Below are 21,281 nucleotides of genomic sequence, written 5' to 3'. Positions count from 1 at the left end.
GGCTTATGTTCCAATAGATGTTAATTATCCTCAGGAGAGGATTGCTTACATCGAGAAGGATAGCAATAGCAAGATTGTTATTGATGAAGAAGCTTTAGGTGTATTTACAGAAGTTCAGCAGGAATATTCGAAAGCGAATCCTGAAAAAATAAACAAACCACACGATTTAGCCTATGTAATTTATACATCTGGTACTACAGGAAATCCAAAAGGAGTGATGGTAGAGCATGAGAGTCTGGCAATAAAACTTATTCATGAAAAACAACTATTAGGCCTTTCTAAGGATATGAAGAGTTGTCTTATGACTAATTATGTGTTTGATGTATCTATACTGGAAATTTTGTTACCATTAATGATTGGCGGATGTATAGCAGTGCCTAGGACAGAAATTATTCTGAATTCGGATGAAATAGTGAAATTTTTAGAATCAAATCAGGTAACTATTTTACAGGGAACGCCTACCTATTTTAAGAACATATTAATAAGCAATGATTCAATCTCTAAAATTGATTGTGTAACAACTATTTGTTTGGGAGGAGAGTCTTTAGATGAGAAAATATTTTTAAAGATTAAAGAGATATTTCCAAATGCAAGCATAAACAATCATTACGGTCCTACGGAAACTGTCATAGACGCAACCAGTTATTTAAATATTAAAAATTTCCCTAAAAATATTATTGGAAAGCCTTTAGAGAATACCAAAGTTTATATGCTTGACAGTAATAAAAAACTGCAAGCTATTGGAGTCATTGGAGAGTTATATATAGGAGGCCTTTCTTTGTCCAGAGGCTACCTGAATAAAAATATTTTAACTGAAGAGACTTTCTTTTCTGATCCTTATAATGCAAATGGAAAAATGTATAAAACGGGAGATTTGGGAAGATGGCTGCCTGATGGAAATATCGAGTTTATAGGTAGAAAAGACAACCAAATTAAGATACGCGGATATCGGGTAGAACTAGGAGAAATAGAGAAAACGATTTTAAAAGCTTCCAAAATAATAAAGCAGGCTGTAGTAGATGTAAAAATAATTAAAGAAGAGAAGTTTCTCGTAGTGTATTTCACTGCTCATTCTAAAATTGATATCTATGAGCTAAAAGAAGCTATTAGCAGCTATTTACCTGACTATATGACTCCGACTTATTTTGTTGAAATTAAAGAGTTTTTTCTGAACTCTAATGGAAAAATAGACAAAACAAAATTCCCTGAAGTTTCAGAAGACAATCTTATAAAGAATGTTCTGGTGTTACCTGGAAATGACTTAGAAACTCAATTATTGGAGCTTTGGAGGACTGTATTAAACATTGAGAAAATAAGTGTTACAGATAATTTCTTTGATGTTGGAGGGAATTCAATATTAGTGACAAAACTTTACGAACTCCTTAAAAAGAATATATCGCAAGACATTAGTATTACCCATTTATTCTCGATGAATTCAATTCGTCTGCAAGCCCAATATATATCGCAATACAAGCCTGAGTCCATAAAACAAGAGGAAATTATAGAAATTGATTTTTAAAAATAATTATGAAAAATAACAAAATGAAAGATATAGCAATTATAGGATTTTCAGGTGTTTTTCCTGAGGCAGAATCAGTTAGCGAATTTTCTAAGAACTTGTTAGAAGGGAAATGTTCTATTAATGAGATATCAAAAGCAAGATTATTTAATACTTCAATTTCAGATGAAATTAATTGCTACAAAGGCGGTTACTTAGATGAAATCACTCTTTTTGATTATAATTTTTTTAATATCTCTTTAGGGGAAGCAGAGGAAATGACGCCTCATCAAAGATTGATCTTGCAAGAAGCCTATAAAACCTTTGAAAATGCGGGTTATAGACCAAAAGATTTAAAAGGTTCTAATACATCCGTATATGTGGGAGACACAGATACCAGTTATTATCTCTTGGCGGAAGAATCTACTCCTACATTAATCGCCGGAAATACCAGTGCCATGCTTGCAAGCAGGATTTCCAGGTTCTTTGATTTAAGAGGAGTGGCATTGAATGTAGACACAACTTGTTCTTCGTCATTAACTGCAATAACTCTTGCCTGTAAAGACATATTGCTGGAAGAAACAGATCTGGCATTAGTATGTGGTGTAAATATAAATGTTGTTCCTACTCAGAAAGACTCTAAAATAGTTCTTGGAGTTGAAGCTGTAAGCGAAAGTTGTAATCCATTTTCAGAAAAGGCAGATGGAACAATGGGCGGGGAAGCAGTAACTTGTATTTTATTGAAATCGGCAGAACAGGCTATAGCAGACGGAGATATAATTTATGGACTAATAAAAGGTTTTGCTTTAAATCAAGATGGTGGACAATCTGCCAGTATAATGGCTCCAAGCGTTGAAGCTCAGGCGGATGTGATCGATAAGGCATTGAAAAAGGCAGGACTTACACCAAGTGACATTACATTCATTGAGGCTCACGGAACAGGTACTAAATTAGGAGACCCAATTGAAATTGAAGGATTATCTCAAGTTTTTGGACCTATTCTTGAAAATGATGAGAAAGTATATATTTCTGCAGTTAAATCTAATATCGGACATACAGATAGCGCCGCTGGAATCGTTGGGGTTATCAAAGTACTACTTTCTTTTAAAAACAATATTATATACCCATCCATTAATGCGCTTCCTTTAAATTCTTATATCGATTTTGAAAAAGCAAAAGTTGAGGTAGTAACCACACCTATTAGCTGGGATGCCGCAAAAAAAGCAACAAGAAAAATTGCAGGAGTGAGTTCTTTTGGTTTAATGGGGACTAATACGCACCTAATTTTAGAATCATACGAAAAAGCAGATTCATCTTCTTTAAAGAACGACAGTGATGAATATATTTTCTGTTTTAGTGCAAAAAGTGAAACGAGTTTAATTAATTACCTGCAAACATTTCAAAATTATTTAAAACATACAACAGATAGTATAAATGATATTTCATACACATTAAATAATTATAGAGAAATTTATGAGTTCAGATACATAGCAATTGCCAAAAACATAAACCATCTACTGGAGATTTTGGAAAATGTAACAAATGAAATGATTGTAAGTAGTGGTACTGATGATCTTAAAGAAAGCATATTGTTATTTGATGACTCTATTTCAATAGATAATAAGGTATTAGAAGGTATGCCTGATGTTGATGTTTACAAAAACCATTTGTTAAGTAATGCCCAACAATCTCTGTTTGTTCAATATTCCAGCTATCAGTCTCTTGTGAAATCGGGAGTGCTTATTAATGAAATGATTGGAATTGGGGTTGGAAAGGTTTTATTAAAAGTATTAAAAAAAGAGATATCTCTCGAAGAAGCTTTGCAAACTGTAGATCATGTTTCTCTTGAAGCGGAAAATGGGAATGAAGAGTTAAAAGCTCGCGCAGAAAAATTAATTAGCAAGTATTCGAACGGATTAAAAATAATAGCAGTAGGCTACGATGGAAAATTAGGTGCTATTTTCAAAAAGATAGTTAATGACAAATTATGTTACAACGTAATTGGTTATAGCTTACCAATGAATGAAAACTTAAAAGTATTGTTTAAGTTTAATTTTAACGTTGACCCTAAAGCTTATTATTACAGAGAGCAATTTTCTAAGATAGAATTACCATCCTATTGTTTTGATGAAAAAAGATGCTGGTTAAGGACTACTGATAATCCGTATGATCCCAAATTTATAGGATTTGAAAAAAGAGTAAGTTTAGAGAGTTACGATAATCTGCCAATAGTGGAACAGTTGCAGAAAATGTGGAGTGAAATTCTAAAAACTGAAATGCAAGAGCAGGATGATTTTTTTGATTTTGGAGGTCATTCTTTAAATGGTTCGCAATTGATCAATAGAGTTAATGAACGTTTTTTCTTAAACCTAAATATCGATGATTTATTTGAAAATGGTACACCGCAGGATATGGCACTGTTAGTACAATCATTGGTGAAAAATGAAGGTGACATACAAGTAGAACAGGAACAGATTAAAACTGTAGAACCACAAGAACTTTACGAAGTGTCATTTGCTCAAAAGAGTCTTTGGTTACAAGCTAAGATGTCTAACAATTCAACTAGTCTTAATGTTCCAATATCTATTATTATTGATGGCGAATTAGATTGTTTTAATTTAATAAAAGCATACAATGCTATCGTTGAGAGACATGAGTCTTTAAGAACGACATTTGTTTTTGTTGAAGGTAAATTAAAGCAAAAGATAAATGCTTTTGAAGACTTAGAATATTCTATCAAATATGAAATAAAAGAAAATTCGTCTAAAGAAAACCTAAACAGGTACGTATTGAAATTAGAGGAATCGCCCTTTGATTTAATCGAGACACCTTTAATTCGTGCCAATATAATAAAAATTGAAAATAACAAGCACATCTTAAATATCACATTGCATCATTTAATCTGTGATGGCTGGTCAGTAGAAATTTTAAAGAAGGAATTATTTTACACCTACAATGCATTATGTTTAGGTGAAGAACCGCAGCTTCCGCAATTAAAAATCCAATATAAAGATTATGCTGTTTGGCAATTTGAGAGATCACAATTGCTAAGTTTTAAAGAGAGCGAATCGTTCTGGCTGGATCAATATAAGGAATTACCAAAAGCTTTAAATCTACAATTACAAAAGCCAAGACCGGATATAAAAACATTTAAAGGGAACATTGATACTTTTCAAATACCTCATGATTTAACGGTTCAGATAAAGCAACTCTTGAAAGAGGAAGAGATCACTTTAGCCATGTTTGTTGGAACTATTTTAAATTTGTTTTTATGTAAATTATCGGGAGAATCAGATATAACTATTGGATTTCCGATCTCGGACAGAAGTCGTAAACAATTAGAAAATCAAATTGGTCTTTATCTTAATACGATCGCGTTGAGGTCTAAATTTAATAAGGATGTGTCCTTTAAGTCTTTGATAAAAGAAGTTTCAAATAATTTAAAGCTGGCATATAAAAATCAAATCTATCCTTTTGAATTACTCGTTGAAAAATTAAATCTTCAAAAAGATTATAGTCGTTCTCCTTTATTTGATATCGTATTTACAGTTCAAAATTACGTAGATCTGAATGTTTTAGGAGAATTAGAAAATATAAGCAACAACGACATAAAATTAAATCATTTCAAAATTGATGATTATTCAAGCGCTCAGTTTGACCTGATTTTTAGATTTATGGATTTAGAAAACGAATTGTCTTATGAAATGGAGTACAATACAGATTTGTTTGCTCCTGAAACCATAATTAAATACCACGATTTTCTCATTAACATATTACAACAATGTCTTAGTGACAAAAATATTGATATTGATAATATTTCTTTGGTATCAAATAATGATATAATAAAACAGATTCAACAGCTTTCGGGGGCAGAAGAAAAAGTAACTGTCAACGAAAATATAGTGGAGTATTTATCTTCAATTTGCAAGAATCACAAAGACAATGTAGCTGTAACATTTGAAAATCAAAATTACTCCTACGAAGAGCTGGACACCATTTCTACTAAGCTGGCTAACTATATCATTGCAAATGAAGAGTTAAAACCGGAAGAGAATGTAGTCGTTTCCTGTGATGTGTCTCCTTTGTTGATAGCGACCATGATAGGGATATTAAAGGCAGGTTTAGTATACGTACCATTAGATAAGAAGCTGCCGGCACAGCGTCGGGAATATATTATTGAGGATGTTCAGGCAAAATTAGTAATTGACGATTTTTGGCTGGCCGATTTCGTAAAAAATATAGACAATATACCATCAGATAAAGTAGAGGTAAAGATTTCTCAAGAGCAATTGGCTTATATTATTTATACGTCAGGTTCGACAGGGAAACCTAAAGGAGTGATGATAACACATAGTAATCTAATGGAGTTGATGCTAAATTGCAAAGATTCACATTACGATTTTTCTGAAAATGATGTGTGGACGCTTTACCACAATTATTCTTTTGATTTCTCAATTTGGGAAATATTCGGCCCATTATTTTTTGGTGCAAAGCTTATACTTATTGATAGAGCCAAAATATTAGATTTTACAGAATATTTTAAACTGATTAAGGAGCAGGGGGTTACAGTTTTGAATTTTACTCCTAAAGTATTTGTTGAATTTGATAATCTAAGGGTTAAAAAGAATGAGCAATTTGATAGTTTAAGATATGTGATTTTTGGCGGGGATATTTTATTTCCGGGCATCTTTAAGAATTGGCATAAATCGCATGCTTCCTGTAAATTGATAAACATGTATGGAATTACAGAAATAACTGTACATGGGACATTTAAAGAAATACTTGTCGATGACATTTTTGAGAAAGGAAATATTAGCAATATTGGAAAACCTATTCAGGGACTGAAATTTTATATTCTGGACGAAAAAGGGAAAATAGTGCCTGAAGGTGTAATTGGTGAAATTTTTATTGCTGGAAATCAATTGTCAAAAGGTTATTTTAACAAGAAAGAGCTAACCGAGGATCGTTTTCTGGAAAAAAATTATTACGACTTAGGAACATTGTATAGAAGTGGAGATCTTGCGCGTTGGCTGTCTACCGGAGAATTAGAATATATTGGAAGAATTGATAGCCAGATAAAAATAAACGGATTCAGAATCGAATTAAATGAAATTGAAAACATTTTGTTAGAACATCAGTCTGTTGAATTTGTTAATGTTACTTCTGTTGATGAAGAGAATAAAACATACCTGTTAGCCTATTTTAAAGCGAATCAGACAATAGACCCTGAAGAACTAAAAAAACATCTCAAAAAGCATTTACCACATTATATGATTCCTGATTTTTTCGTTCAGGTGGATAAAATTGAGTTGAATTCCAATGGTAAAATTGATAAATCCAATTTCCCCAATTTGCAAACCATAAAAGGGTCTAAAGAAAAATCTGAACACAATTTGCAAGGAAAAATAATTGATCAGATACATTCCCTTTTTTGTGAAATTTTAAATTATGAAGAATTGCCAGCCACTGAGAATTTCTTTGATTTAGGAGGCTCTTCATTACAGCTGATTCAATTGCATAGCGCAATAGATTCCCTATGGCCTAATAAAGTACTAATCTCAGATCTCTTTGAATTTAATTCTATAGAAGAAATCTCTTCTTTTATCGATAGAAATTTAGATGATACATCTTCATCGGAAGTGAATAATAATAAGAATATTGAATTTTTTGAAATCTAAAAATACTATGGATATTGCAATAATTGGGGTAAGTATAAAATGTTCTCAAGTAAATAATATTGAAGACTTTCGTAGAGTTTTAAAATCGGAACAAGTATGTATCGGGCAACCTTCCGATGAGAGAATTATAAATTCAAGAATTGACAAAAAAGAACTGTATTACCCTTATGGATATATAGATAGAAATGATTTTTTTGATCATTCGTTCTTTAATTTGTCTAAAGCAGAAGCCGATGCAATGGATCCGGCGCATAGGATGCTTTTAGAGTCAGTTTGTGAGGCCTTAGAAAACAGTGGTTATAATCTTGATTATTTGTCTGATAGGAAAGCAGGATTATTTACTACCGCACAATCGGGAGGATATAATATACTCTATCAATCTCCAAATTCAGAACTTGACTTTATTGGGGGATTATCAGCAATGGGTTCGGGAAGAATTGCTTATTCTTTAAATATTAGTGGTTCGGTAATGAATATTGATACCGCCTGTTCTTCATCATTAGTAGCTACACATGAAGCGGTTCAAAAATTAAAAAACAATGAATTAGATATTGCCGTTGTTGGAGGAACAAGAATACTTTATCAGTTCAACGAGCCACATGAATTGAAAAATGATGCGATAATGACTGCTGATGGACAATGTAGGGCCTTTGATGATGGCGCATCAGGAACATCAGGAGGAGAGGGTGTGGCTGTCATTATTTTGAAACGATTGGATAAGGCAATTGAAGATAAGGATAACATTTTGACAGTTATAAAAGGATCTGCCATTAATCATGATGGAAATACATCAAACGGTATCACGGCACCAAGCCCAACTGCTCAAACCTCTTTATTATTAAGTGCTTGCGAGAATGGAAATGTGCCAATTTCTTCTATCGGGTATATCGAGACACATGGAACCGGAACTAAATTAGGCGACCCTATTGAATATAGAGCGATTAAAGATGCTTTTTCCAGCAAAAAAGAGGAATATAGCGTAAGACTGGGAACGCTAAAACCAAATATTGGACACCTTGATAACCTTTCTGGACTGGTAGGGCTTATTAAAGCATCCTTAACCTTAAAAGAAAAGGAGTTTTTTCCGTTGGCCAATTTTAATTCGTTGAACAAATTTATTGATCAGGATCCCAATATAATAGTACATAAAGAAGGAAATGCCTGGTTGTCTAATACCGTACGAAGAGCAGGGGTTAGCTCTTTTGGTCTAAGCGGTACGAATTCGCATGTAATACTAGAAGAGTATGTGCCGCAACAAAATGGCAATTCTGTTGATCAGGAAGCTGAGGTCTGGTTTAAAATTTCGGCGAAAAACAAAAATGTATTAGGGACATACTTAGAGAATATATCTAATTTTTTGTCAGAGACAGATAATTCGGAAATAAATGATATCGCCTTTACCTTAAATGATGGTCGTTTGGATTACAAATACGGAGTGTCGGTTCATGGTAAATCAGTTGCAGCATTAAAGGAATCTCTCTTAAGGGAAAAACAAAACATTGATAATCTTGAACCCCGAAAGCACAATAAAATTGCGTTTCTATTTCTTTCTGATGAAATAAAAGATTTGAAGGGTCTCCTAAAGGATAATCATTTTGATAAATATTATGCTGCAGAGAAAAATAAATTAGACACAATAGGTTTTAATTCACTTAGTGCTCAAACAGTAGCAACACAGGTGTCTTTATATCATTGTCTGACGAGTAAAGGTTTTTCAATCAATAACATAATTTGTAACGGAGCCCTGGCCAAGGTTTCTAAAGAAATTATAGAAGGTAAAAGTATATCCTTACCTAATGATATCAGCTTTAGTCAAACACCTGATTTTGACCTTGAAAAACTAAAAGTACTAGCCAAAAGACTTGAAGAAGAAAATACAGTATTAGTAATTGTTGGCAATAATGAAGTAGCGATTGAGCAAATTAACCAAACATTAAATGATAGCAATGTTTTTACCGTAGATCTATTAAAAGATATTTCTAATGGTTGGGGAGCTTTATGGAGTACATTTTATAATAATGGAATTAAATTTAACTGGAAGAGTTTTTACCCTTCCAGGAAATATAATAGAAAAGGAGTTCCAACTTATCCTTTTGAAAAAAATTCTTGTTGGAATAGCATTAAGAATCCTTTAATATTTGAAAATAAGGAACTAAAAAGAACGGTATTAGAAAAAGTGTCTTCTCCAAAAGCAATTAATGAAGAAGAAGCAGTTGTCAGTATTTTGCAGGAAGTGCTACAGAATAAAACGTTTCAGCTTACCGATGATTTTTTTGAATTGGGAGGGAACTCAATAGTAGGCATTCAATTTATTAATCGAATTAATGAATTGTTTCAAATAAACATTGAATTTGACGAATTGTTTAATTGCTATGAGATCAATGATATTATTGAACTCGTTAAAAATGAAAAAAACAAGGAAGAAAAGCCATCTGTAATAGTAGAACAGAATGATATAAACGAGCTGCACTCTTTTGAGCTTTCAAATTCACAAAAAAGAATGTGGGTCGAATCTCAAACACGCTCCTTGTCGCTGGCCTATAATATTATCATGAATTTCACTATAGAGGGCGATATAAATATGGAGATATTTAAAGAAGTCCTCAAAATTATTGTGAAAGATCATCATAGCTTGCGTGCGGTTTTTTCAATTGATGAAAACGGGGCTATTTCTCAAAAAATAATCCCCTTCGAAAAGTTTAATTTCGAACAAACTTTAGAATTCGAACATATTAGTGAATTAAAATCAATAGAATCTAAAGTTCAGGAAATATACAACACCTTATTTAATTTAGAGAGCGGACCACTGTTTCGTGCCCATATCATTCAAATTAATGAACATAAAAATCAGGTAATATTTTCGTTTCACCATATTATTTTTGATGGTTGGTCTGCAGGTATATTTATGTCTGATTTTGTGGCGATTTATAAACAACTAGTAAACAATACCTACAAGTATACGGAGAAAAAGGAGAGTTACTTAGACTATATAACCTGGGTTAAACAAAATCTTATTCCGGAAAAAATAGATTCATACAGATCCTATTTGAAGGCAAAACTGGAAAATATTAATACCAGATTGAATTTAGGAAATTCAAATGTGTCGACATTTAATGGACGCAAATTGAGTTATGTTATAAATTCAGATATTAGTTCAAAACTTAATAAAATAGCCCAAAAAAATCGTGCAACTCTATTTGCCGTACTACTCGCTTCTGTAAGAGTCTATTTGTATCGTTTAACTCAGGATAATTGTGTTATAGGAACTCCTGTTTCAGGAAGGGTAAAAAAGGATTTTGAATCTATAATTGGATTATTTGTTAACACAATACCCTTTTACGCAAAAGTATCGGACGAAAAAAGTTTTGAGAGATGTATCATCGAAGAAATGGAATCTGTTACAAAAGCTCTTGAACATCAGGTTTATCCATTTGATATGCTATTAGAAGATTTGCAAATGGAGAAGGGAACTTCTTTATTTGATGTAATGGTTATTTTACAAAATCAAAATAATAGAGCCGGACTGATTAACGATGGTGACGTACCATTTAAAATAGAAATGGATAATGAGCAAGAAGACATCTTTACAAGATTTAATCTAACATTTACCTTTTTTGAAGGAGTAGATACAATAGAATTGGAATTGCAGTATAATATTGATGTTTTTGATTCTGAATTTATTGACTCATTGTTGGATAATTTTTTACACTTCATGGCGCAGATTTTAGAGTCTCCGGAGCAAAATGTTTCAAAACACTCTATTGTAAATGATAAACATCAGAAAAAATTACTACTGGAGTTTAATGATACGGTTGTAATCTATCCAGAGGAAAAGACATTAATAGATTTATTCGAAGATCAGGCAAAGCAAACTCCTGAAAATATAGCAGTTGTCTTCGACGATTTGCAAATCACATATAAAGAATTAAATGAAAAGTCTAATCAGCTCGCTTGTTATCTAAGAGAGAATTATGCTATTCAGACAGATGATTTAGTTGGGGTTAAGCTCGAAAGGAGCGAAAAAATTATAATTACTATTTTAGGAATATTGAAATCGGGTGCAGCTTACGTTCCAATTGATATTAATTACCCGGATCAGCGTATAGCTTATATCGAGAAAGACAGTAATAGTAAAATTGTTATTGATGAGAAAGAGTTCTTTAAATTTAATAAATCTTGTGAGAAATATTCAAAAGATTATGTATGCCAAATCAATACTCCTAATGATTTGGCATACATAATCTATACATCCGGAACTACTGGTGAACCAAAAGGAGTAATGATCGAACACACCAATGCAGTTGAACTAATCAATTGGGCAAAATCGGAATTTGACTCGTCTAAATTTGATATCATGTATGCGGTTACCTCTCATTGTTTCGATTTGTCTGTTTATGAGATGTTTTATGCCTTTTCTATAGGCAAAAAAGTGCGAGTGTTGAACAATGCACTTTTCATAAAAAACCATATAGAAGGCGACACTAAAATACTATTGAATACGGTTCCGTCTGTCGTGAGAAAGTTGCTTGAAGAAGCTGTTTGTCTGGATAATGTATCTTATATCAATATGGCCGGAGAGATTTTACCAGTTGATATTGTTAAGAAGCTTCAATCTTTTCCAATAGAAGTGAGAAATTTATACGGTCCATCGGAAGACACCACTTATAGTACAAATTATGTTGTTCTTAATAAAGAATACAGCTCCATCCCAATCGGTAAGCCTATATCCAATAGTCAGCTCTATATATTAGATGACGATTTACGACCGGTACCTCTTGGAGTGTCGGGTAAATTGTATGTGTCAGGAGCCGGAGTTGCCAGAGGTTACCTAAACAAACCGGAACTTACAAAAGAGAAATTTATAGCCAATCCATTCCGTAAAGAAAGTCGCATGTATGATACAGGAGATTTAGGAAAATGGCTCTCAGACGGGAATGTTGAGTTTCAGGGGAGGAAAGATCATCAAGTTAAGATAAGAGGGTTTAGAATAGAATTAGGAGAAATAGAGAATACAATATTAGGGTATTCTGACAGTCTAAAAGAAGTAGTTGTAGAGGCTAAAGAGAATAAGGGCGAGAAAGTACTGGTTGCTTACCTGGTTTCCTCGGCGGCGATAGATAAATCAGAAGTGAGGAAATTTCTACAAGAAAAACTACCGGATTACATGGTTCCGGGTTTTTATGTAGAATTGGAAAACTTACCCTTAACTCCTAACGGAAAAATCGATAGAAAAGCTTTGCCTAATGTTGGGGAAGAAGATATTATTCGAAAAGAATATGTCGCTCCTGAAAACAAAACAGAAGAAAAACTGGTTAGCATCTGGCAAGAGGTTTTGAATGTTAGTCATATAAGTGTTACAGATAATTTTTTCGAACTTGGGGGGCAAAGTATATTGGCAGTAAAAGCGGTTGCAATTGTCAATAGAGAGTTTAATACGGACTATCCTTTAAATATCTTATTCCATGTGGAAACAATTAAAGAATTGTCATCCTATATTATAAATGGATATGATTTCAAAAAAGACTTTTATGAATACGGGATGTTATCTGCACCAAAAACTGTATTTGCCTTTCCTCCAATTTTAGGATATGGAACTGCCTATAAGAACTTGTTTCATGATATCGTGGATGTTAAAGTAATCGCATTTAACTTCCTTGACGGTATTGAAAATATTGTTGGTTATTATGCGAATCAAATTAACAAATTGCAGCATGATGGTGACATCGTTTTATTCGGATGGTCTGCTGGTGGAAATTTATCATACGAAGTAGCAAATTACTTGCATGAAAAACTAGATCGTAAAGTGTCATCTATAATTATGTTAGATTCTTATGCGGCACATGAAGATGATCCTGAAATCGAAAGCGTTTCGGATGTGGATGAATACATCAAATATGATTTAGGCCTGCAAAAATTGTATCAGAACGACAACATCTTGCAAAAGGCAAAGGAAAAATTATTTCATTACTTAAAGTACATGTATGCTATCGAATACAAGCATAAGATTTTTTCAGAAATATATCTTATAAAAAGTGATGAACCAATGGCGAAGTATAATTGGGAAAATTTTGTGGGTAAAATACACTTGGTTCAGGGTAAAGGTGACCATTATTCGATGTTGCAAGAGGAGTCTTTCCTTGACAACAGAAATATAATCCACGAGATCATTTCGAAAATAATTAAAATATAAACAGGATGAATAAAAGCAATAACTATTTAGAATATCATAAAGAGTTGTCACTGATTGAAGAGTATGTGATATTAAAAAAATATACTGAGGCGCTAAATCTTTTTAGTAATCTGATTTCTCAATATCAGTTTATTTTTCCAAGAGATGCTTATTTGGCAGCCCAAATTGCCGCTTACCTAAATGAAAAGGAACGAGCAAAAGTATTTTTAATAAAAGCTATCGAAAGTGGGTGCGATTTCAAAATGTTGAAGAAAAACCTTCACATTAAAAAAATAATAAACGATATAGGAATAAAGGAATTTAAGGAAATCTATATTAAAAGTAATCAGGAGTACAAAAAAAATATTTCAACAGAAGTAAAAGAAGCACTCCAAAAACTGCATAAAAAAGACCGTGAATATTTAATAAGTTATTATAAGCTGTATAATTATTTTTCAAAAGAAAAAATATTACTCGAATGGAATGAATATTCAGTAATAGCAGGAGCTGAGGTTAAAGAACTAATACAAAATGTTGGTTTTCCGTCCTATAAAATAGTGGGTACGGATAGTCTCGAGGATTATAAAAAAGGAGATTTTAAGGATTATATTTCTTCTCACATGGCAATTATACTCTTAGCTCACGATTATGAAAGTATTAAAGATATAATGCCTGTCCTGTTAGAAGAAGTTAATAAAGGACATATATCGGCCAGAGCTTTGGCTTTTCTTAGAGATGTTATAACGTATAAAAGGCTGACGAAAAAGAAACTGAAAAATGATGATTTTGATACCTATAAATATGGCACATTTTTGTTTCAGGATCAAAATATTGAGAATATTTCAGATTACAATTATGAGAGAAAAGAAATAGGACTGTGCAGTTTAGAAACTGAAAAGGAAAAACACCTTATAAATAATCTCTATAATAAAAGCGTGTTTTGGAATCGTAGGAATAAAAATTTTAGCAAGCCATTATTCCACTTTCTAACCGAAGACATTTGTTAGACATAAAAAAGAATCACATGAAATTAATCACATTGCCCTTTGCAGGTGGGAATAAATATTCTCTTTCTTTTTTAAAAAGAAAAGTCTTCGATATGCAAGTTATAAATCTTGAATATCCGGGAAGAGGAGCAAGAAATAGCGAATCTTTTTTGGAGGACATTGATGCCGTAGTGAACGATATCTTTATAAAAATAATAAACGAAATAGGAGAGGAGCCTTATATTATTTATGGCCATAGTTTGGGAGCTTTAGTAGGATATTTAGTTTGTCAGAAGATAGAAGAGTCTGGAGTACGACAGCCTTTAAAGTTAGTAGTTAGTGGTAGGAAGGCTCCATCTATTGAGAGGGATAAAACATTGTCTCATTTGCCGGATCAGTTATTTTGGCAAGAAGTAATAAAAATAGGCGGAATCCCAAATGAATTGCATGATCATCATGAGCTAATAAATTTTTACAGACCTATTTTAAGAGCTGATTTCAAAATTTTCGAAAGTTATAATTACGTGAAAAAGAAGAAACTTAATCTGCCTATTGATGTATTCTATGGCACCGAAGAAGAAATTTCTGAAAATGAAGTAAAGGAATGGGAAAACGAGAGCACGGAAGAAGTTGTCGTAAAATCGCTAAAAGGGAATCACTTTTTTATATACAATCATGAAGATTTTTTTGTGAACTATTTTAATAGTTTGGCTAAAAATCTGGTTTACAATTAATCTAATTTAAAAATAATCCATGCTTAAAATTTCAATTAAAGATATCATTTATCTTATTTTATATTCTATACCAAACACGATCCTAAGTTTTGGAATTGTGTACATCATTAACAACGTGATTTCTGGTAAAGAAGGTTTCTTAACAGACTACATAGGGATAGTTTTCATATCGGTAGTAGTTTATACTTATTTATTGAACATTATTTTTCAAAAAAAGATCAATAAACGTTCTTTTGAAGTACTATATGAAAATGAAAAGAAAATATTTGATAAAATATTAAAAACTTCATTGATTACTCTCGAAAAATTGGGTGCGCAAAGGTTTTATACAGCGATCGAGGATTTAAGGATATTTTCCACTTTTCCCGAAGTAGTGACGCATTCTATTAATTCCCTATTGATGTTAATTCTTTGTATGATGTATTTATTTACGTTATCAGTTTCATCGGCTTTGGTGGTTATTGCTTTAATGGTTACGATAGCTGTGATCTATTTTTTTGTAATCAATACGATGTCCCAAAAAGTTGGAAACCTTAGAAAGTATAATGAATATTACTATAAATATGTAGATGATGTAATCAAAGGATTTAAAGGATTTAAGCTAAGTACCCAAAGAAGAGACAATTTAATGGGGAATCACTTAGCTCCGAACAGAGAGAATGCAAAAGAATTGGATTTTAAGATAAATTATGTGTTTTTATCGATCAATTTGATAAGCCAATATGGATTGTACTTAGTTATAGGAGTAATTCTATTTTTGTTGCCTGAGGTAGGGTTACTTAAAAGAGAAGACGTGATCTCCTATGTAGTTGTTTTATTGTTCATTTCGGGACCAATTAACAACTTAATCAATATGCAAAATATTTACACGAGGTTAATGGTCGCAAATACCAGAATCAAGAATTTTTTGAAGGATTTTGATACGGTTGAAGCAACCACCGAAGTTCATAATATGACACCTAAAGTATTTGACTCTTTGGTCTTTAGTGATATTAGTTTTGCTTACGAAAATGACACTGCTGAAAAAACTTTTGCTTTAGGTCCAATAAATCTTTCTATCGAAAAAGGAGAAATGATATTTATAATTGGAGGAAATGGAAGTGGTAAAAGTACTTTTATCAACATCTTGACAGGTTTGTATCAACCTTCAGAAGGAGAGGTAATCTTAAATAAGCAGCAATACATCAAAGGAAATACAGATACTCAAAACTTGATTTCGGCAGTTTTTACAGACAATCATATATTTTCACAGAATTATGACAATTATTCATTAGAGCAAAACAAAGAGTATCAGGAACTTTTGAAAATAATGGAATTAGATAAGGTGATTCTGGATGATAAGGAAGATTCTGCAAGACGACCTTTTTCAAAAGGCCAGAGCAAAAGAATGTCATTGATTTTTGCTCTTCTGGAAGACAAACCAATTCTGGTTTTAGATGAATGGGCAGCAGATCAGGATCCTCATTTTAGAAAATACTTTTATGAAAATTTACTGCCAAAGTTAAAACAAGAAGGTAAAACGATCATTGCGGTAACTCATGACGATACTTATTTTAAACATGCGGATAGAATCCTGAAATTTGATTATGGAGAAATCGTTAAGGATTTTAAAGTAACAGGTGATATTTTGCACACAGAAAGCTTATGGCACAATGAAATTGTGAGTTGAAAAGCAAAGTAGCAAAAAAATCAAATTTCGTAAGCTATTAGTTCTGGAGCAAATAACGTTAACACATAATTTTTTTTATGAAACTTACTCTTCCCCAACAAGATGTTTATTTCGAACAATTATTGTTCCCTAAAGATCCCATCTATAATATTGGGGCTAAAATTGAAATCAAAGGGATATTAAATATCGAAGCTTTTAGAAAAGCATATATAAAACTTATCGATCAGCATGATACCTATAGAAGCATTCTTGTAAAAGATCAGGAGGATATCGCAATCAGAGTATTAGAGGAGCATCAATCCGAATTGGGATTTGTTGATTTTTCTGATTGTGACAATGCTATAGAAGAATCTAATAGGTATATGCAAAAGGAATTTATGAAACCTTTTGATTTATTTGATGAAGACCTTTTGCACGTTTTTACTTTGGTAAAAGTGAGCGAAAATTTTCATTATTTGTTTTCGGTATACCATCACATCATAACGGATGGTTGGGGGACCTCATTAATGTTTCAGAGGTTAGTTCAAAATTATAATGAAATTCATGAATTTGGTGAAGTTAGAACCATTTATCCTTTTAGTTACAAGGATTTTATTGATGATGACAATGCATATCAGAACTCTCCTTTTTTTTTAGAAAATAAAAAGTACTGGTTACACAGGTTTAAATCTTTACCAGAAGTTTTCTTAGAAAAAGAATTTTTATCAGACACAAAAAATAGTTCCTTACAAATCAACAAAAGCAGTCGAAAAGAGCTGGTTATTAAAAGGGAATTATACAATCATCTAAATAAGTTGGCTTCCGGATATAAATGCACTTCTTTCCATTTGATTTTAGCTGTTTTGTATACCTATTTCGGGAGGAAACATCAAAATAATGATTTCGCAATAGGCTTGCCAGTTTTAAACAGAAGCAAATCTAGCTATAAAAAAACAGTGGGTCTTTTTATGGGAGTATCACCTTTGAGAATTTCTTTAGATTTTGATGCCACTTTTAAAGATTTAGTTGGCCAGATAAAAAATCAATTGAGACAGGATTACCGTCATCAAAGATTTCCTTTAGGCAAACTCATTCAGGAACTTCAGGCTTTCAGGGAAAAAGAAAAAATATTTAATATCACGCTTTCTTATGAAAAACAAAATTATTCTAACGATTTTAAGAATACGCAAACCCGTGTAATACCTTTAACTCATGAATCAGAACGGGTAGCTCTGGCTATTTATATTAGGGAATTTGATGAATCAGAAGATGTAAAGATTGACTTTGATTACAATCTAAACTATTTTAATGAGGTAAGAATTGAACAAGTAGTTGATCATTTCGAAAACCTTCTTAAAGAAATAGTAGTCCATCCGGATAAAAAAATAAAAGAGCTTATCTATTTATCAAAAGAAGAAGCACACCAGATTCTGGTAGCATTTAATAACACAAAAAAGAACGGTGAAAAAGATACAACACTAATCGATTTATTTCAGGAACAAGTTGAAAATTCGCCTGGAAAAGATGCTGTAAAGGATGATTCAAGATCATATTCCTATTCTGAACTTAATAAGTTATCGAACCAAATAGCAGAATATTTAAGAACTACTTATGGGAAAAATGATAAATCCCCTATTGCCGTTTTATTAGATCGATCGGCTAATCTGATAGTTGTTTTATTAGGAATATTAAAGTCCGGAAGATCCTATATTCCATTAGATCCGGCATTCCCGGAAGAAAGACTGAATTATATTATTGATAATAGTCAAAGCAAATTGCTCATAAATGAAAAAAATTACTCCCTAACGACAACTAATGATGTTCGAGTAGTGTCGCTGGAGGATATTTTAGATGGAATAGATATATTTAAAGAAAACTTAGGAAAAGTAGTGTCGCCTAAAGATACAGCCTATATAATTTATACATCAGGTTCAACAGGGAACCCAAAAGGTGTCGAAATTAGACACAGCTCATTGACTAATTTTTTGACTAGTATCCAAGAAACTCCGGGTATTAAACGAGATGACCTATTTTTTTCAGTGACAACTTATTCTTTTGATATTTCAATATTAGAGTTTTTTGTACCATTAATATCAGGGGCTACTTTATATGTGGCAAATCAGAGTGTTTTATCTGATCCGAGGTTGATTGTTCAAAAATTAGAAGAAATGCAACCGACTATAATTCAGGCTACACCAAGCTTTTATCAAATGTTATTCAATGCTGATTGGCAGGGAAGTAAACAATTAAAAGTAATGTGTGGAGGTGATTTATTAAGTGAAGCACTGGCTGAAAAATTGATTAACCATAGTTTAGAAGTATGGAACATGTATGGACCAACAGAAACAACCATTTGGTCTAGTGTAAAAAAAATCGAACATTTTAAAGATGCGTCTATTATTGGAAAACCAATAAACAATACACAGTTTTATATTTTGGATGATTCTTTAAATCCCAAGCCAATAGGAACGTCTGGAGCAATTTACATATCAGGTAATGGATTAGCAAAAGGATATTATAAAAATAAGGCATTGACTAAGGAAAAGTTCATTAAAAATCCATTTGATGCGTCTGGCTTACTTTATGAAACAGGTGACGTTGGAAAATGGAATGATGATGGGGAAATAGAGTTTTTAGGAAGAAATGATAATCAGGTTAAGATTAGAGGATATAGGATCGAACTTGGGGATATAGAGTCACAATTAAATCAGATAGAAGGAATTCAAAATTCAGTTGTTATTGCCCGAAAAGGAGATCAACAGGAAGCTTTTTTAGTGGCTTATATTTTAGAAAGAGAAGAGAAGATTGATAGAGAAAAAATTAGTGCGGCATTAAGAACGAATCTTCCGTATTATATGATTCCAAATGTTATAATTCCTTTGGAGGAATTTCCTCTTACCCCAAACCAAAAAATAGATAGAAAGGCTTTATCACAAAGAACCATCCAACAAAATATAAGTTATGATGATTTTAGAGCTCCAATCTCAGATTTAGAAAAAAAACTCTCTGGATATTGGAACGAAGTATTAAATAGTAAAGAACCGATAGGTGTAAATGATAATTTTTTTGCTCTTGGAGGGCATTCATTAAATGCAGTTAAATTGATTGGATTGGTGGTCAAAGAGCTTTCTTTAGATATCTCTCTAAAAACTATTTTTGACTACCCTACAATTGAATCACTGGCCAGTCATTTAGAAAAACTTCTTCCAGGACAATCAATTGAAATACCATTATCCGAATCTAAACTTTTTTACGACCTGACTCCACCCCAGTACAATATCTGGTTAGCATCGCAGCAAAAGAATATTTCTATAGCCTATAATATGTTTGCCGCTTACAGTGTCGAAGGGATTATTGATAGAGATAAAATTTCAAATGCAGTAAATAAAATAATTAATGAGCATGAAATATTAAGAACCAATTTTATTGAAATAGATGGAGTTCCTTATCAAAAAATTAATCCTTCTGAAAATGTAAAATTCTCAGTTTCTGTTTATGAATTGGGAGAAGAGGAAGTTGGAGAAGTGATAAAACAATTGAATAATACTGCGTTTGATTTAGAAACTGACTTATTAATAAGAGTCCAGCTTATTCAGGTAAAGACAAATCAGTTTATACTGCTTTTTTGCACACATCATATTTTAATGGACGGTTTGTCATTAGAAATTTTCATCAAATCATTCATTAAGAATTACAACGGACTTACTCCTCTAAATGAGGCAAAAGAAAACAAGTTAAAATTACAGTATAAAGATTACTCAGAATGGTTTAATAACTCATGGAAAGAAAATTCTATTAAAAACGAACTGTTTTGGAAAAATTATCTTCAAAACTATGAGCCTAAAGATTCATTTGAAAAAGATTTTGATAGCAAGTATAACAAACAGAGAGGAGGTAAGTACTTGTTTGAAATAGGATCAGATACTACTTCATCTTTGAAAAAATTAAGTATTGAGAAACAGGTTACTTTTTATACCGTTATAGCAGCATCGCTAAATGTTTTAATTTACAAGTTTTCAAATCACAATGATATTTGCATAGGAACTGTAAATTCTGGAAGAAGTATTCCGGAGTTGAATAATCAAATCGGGATGTTTGTAAATACACTTGTTTTGAGAACACAGATAAGATCAGAGCATAGTTTCGTCGATATATTAAATCGAACTCAAATCAATTTGTTAGAGATCAATGAATTTCAAACGGTACCTTTTGAGAAGCTGTCTCAAACTGTTTTCGATGTTATGTTGGTATACCAGAATCCCGAGTTTTCCTTCGAAAGTATTGATGAATTACAAGACTTAAAATTGACATCTTACCCTGTTGACAATTTGCATAGCAGGATGCCAATTGTATTTAATTTGTTTGAAAATGAAGGTAAATTAAAGGGTGTTATAGATTATAATAATGATTTATTCGCGGAAGATACGGTGAGTATTATGGTTTTAAGATTTAATAAAATTTTAAACGAAATAGTAAAAAATCCATTGTTGAAAATAGATTTAATTGATGATAAATTGGAGTTTGAAAAGAATACATCATTGGATTTTGAGTTTAATTTTTAAAACACA

Annotated in this window: 7 protein-coding genes; all 7 read left to right on the top strand. The window is 32.1% G+C overall.

Going from position 1 to position 21,281, the window contains the following annotated elements; genetic code table 11:
- The coding region (locus tag FLA105534_RS21140) for a non-ribosomal peptide synthetase (RefSeq protein WP_173968068.1) at positions 1-1,519 on the top strand (1,519 nt) is incomplete at its 5' end.
- An 8-nt stretch (positions 1,520-1,527) separates the two neighbouring features.
- Positions 1,528-7,176 (top strand): non-ribosomal peptide synthetase, encoded by a 5,649-nt coding sequence (locus FLA105534_RS21135; protein ID WP_173968067.1) that lies wholly within the window; start codon positions 1,528-1,530, stop codon positions 7,174-7,176.
- A 7-nt stretch (positions 7,177-7,183) separates the two neighbouring features.
- The gene (locus FLA105534_RS21130; protein WP_173968066.1) at positions 7,184-13,366 is read left to right on the top strand and encodes a non-ribosomal peptide synthetase; all 6,183 of its coding nucleotides are present in this window, start codon (positions 7,184-7,186) and stop codon (positions 13,364-13,366) included.
- 5 nt (positions 13,367-13,371) lie between these two features.
- Positions 13,372-14,352: a hypothetical protein gene (locus FLA105534_RS21125; protein WP_173968065.1), complete on the top strand. Its 981-nt coding sequence runs from the start codon at positions 13,372-13,374 to the stop codon at positions 14,350-14,352.
- 17 nt (positions 14,353-14,369) lie between these two features.
- The gene (locus FLA105534_RS21120) at positions 14,370-15,065 is read left to right on the top strand and encodes a thioesterase II family protein (protein WP_173968064.1); all 696 of its coding nucleotides are present in this window, start codon (positions 14,370-14,372) and stop codon (positions 15,063-15,065) included.
- Between the two features lie 19 nt (positions 15,066-15,084).
- On the top strand, positions 15,085-16,734 hold the full coding sequence (locus tag FLA105534_RS21115; protein ID WP_173968063.1) for a cyclic peptide export ABC transporter: 1,650 nt from the start codon (positions 15,085-15,087) through the stop codon (positions 16,732-16,734).
- Between the two features lie 77 nt (positions 16,735-16,811).
- Complete coding sequence (locus FLA105534_RS21110) at positions 16,812-21,275, top strand: non-ribosomal peptide synthetase (RefSeq protein WP_173968062.1); 4,464 nt, start codon at positions 16,812-16,814, stop codon at positions 21,273-21,275.
- Positions 21,276-21,281 lie beyond the last annotated feature (6 nt).

The sequence above is a fragment of the Flavobacterium collinsii genome, from assembly GCF_902804485.1.
Lineage (GTDB): Bacteria > Bacteroidota > Bacteroidia > Flavobacteriales > Flavobacteriaceae > Flavobacterium > Flavobacterium collinsii.
The sequence above is the reverse complement of the archived record's forward strand: the minus strand, read 5'-3'. Positions and strand labels throughout refer to the sequence as shown.

What these genes read in the sequence shown, in the direction of transcription:
- FLA105534_RS21135 (WP_173968067.1), top strand. Translation starts at nt 1,528, where the DNA reads ATGAAAAATAACAAAATGAAAGATATAGCAATTATAGGATTTTCAGGT.
- FLA105534_RS21130 (WP_173968066.1), top strand. Translation starts at nt 7,184, where the DNA reads ATGGATATTGCAATAATTGGGGTAAGTATAAAATGTTCTCAAGTAAAT.
- FLA105534_RS21125 (WP_173968065.1), top strand. Translation starts at nt 13,372, where the DNA reads ATGAATAAAAGCAATAACTATTTAGAATATCATAAAGAGTTGTCACTG.
- FLA105534_RS21120 (WP_173968064.1), top strand. Translation starts at nt 14,370, where the DNA reads ATGAAATTAATCACATTGCCCTTTGCAGGTGGGAATAAATATTCTCTT.
- FLA105534_RS21115 (WP_173968063.1), top strand. Translation starts at nt 15,085, where the DNA reads ATGCTTAAAATTTCAATTAAAGATATCATTTATCTTATTTTATATTCT.
- FLA105534_RS21110 (WP_173968062.1), top strand. Translation starts at nt 16,812, where the DNA reads ATGAAACTTACTCTTCCCCAACAAGATGTTTATTTCGAACAATTATTG.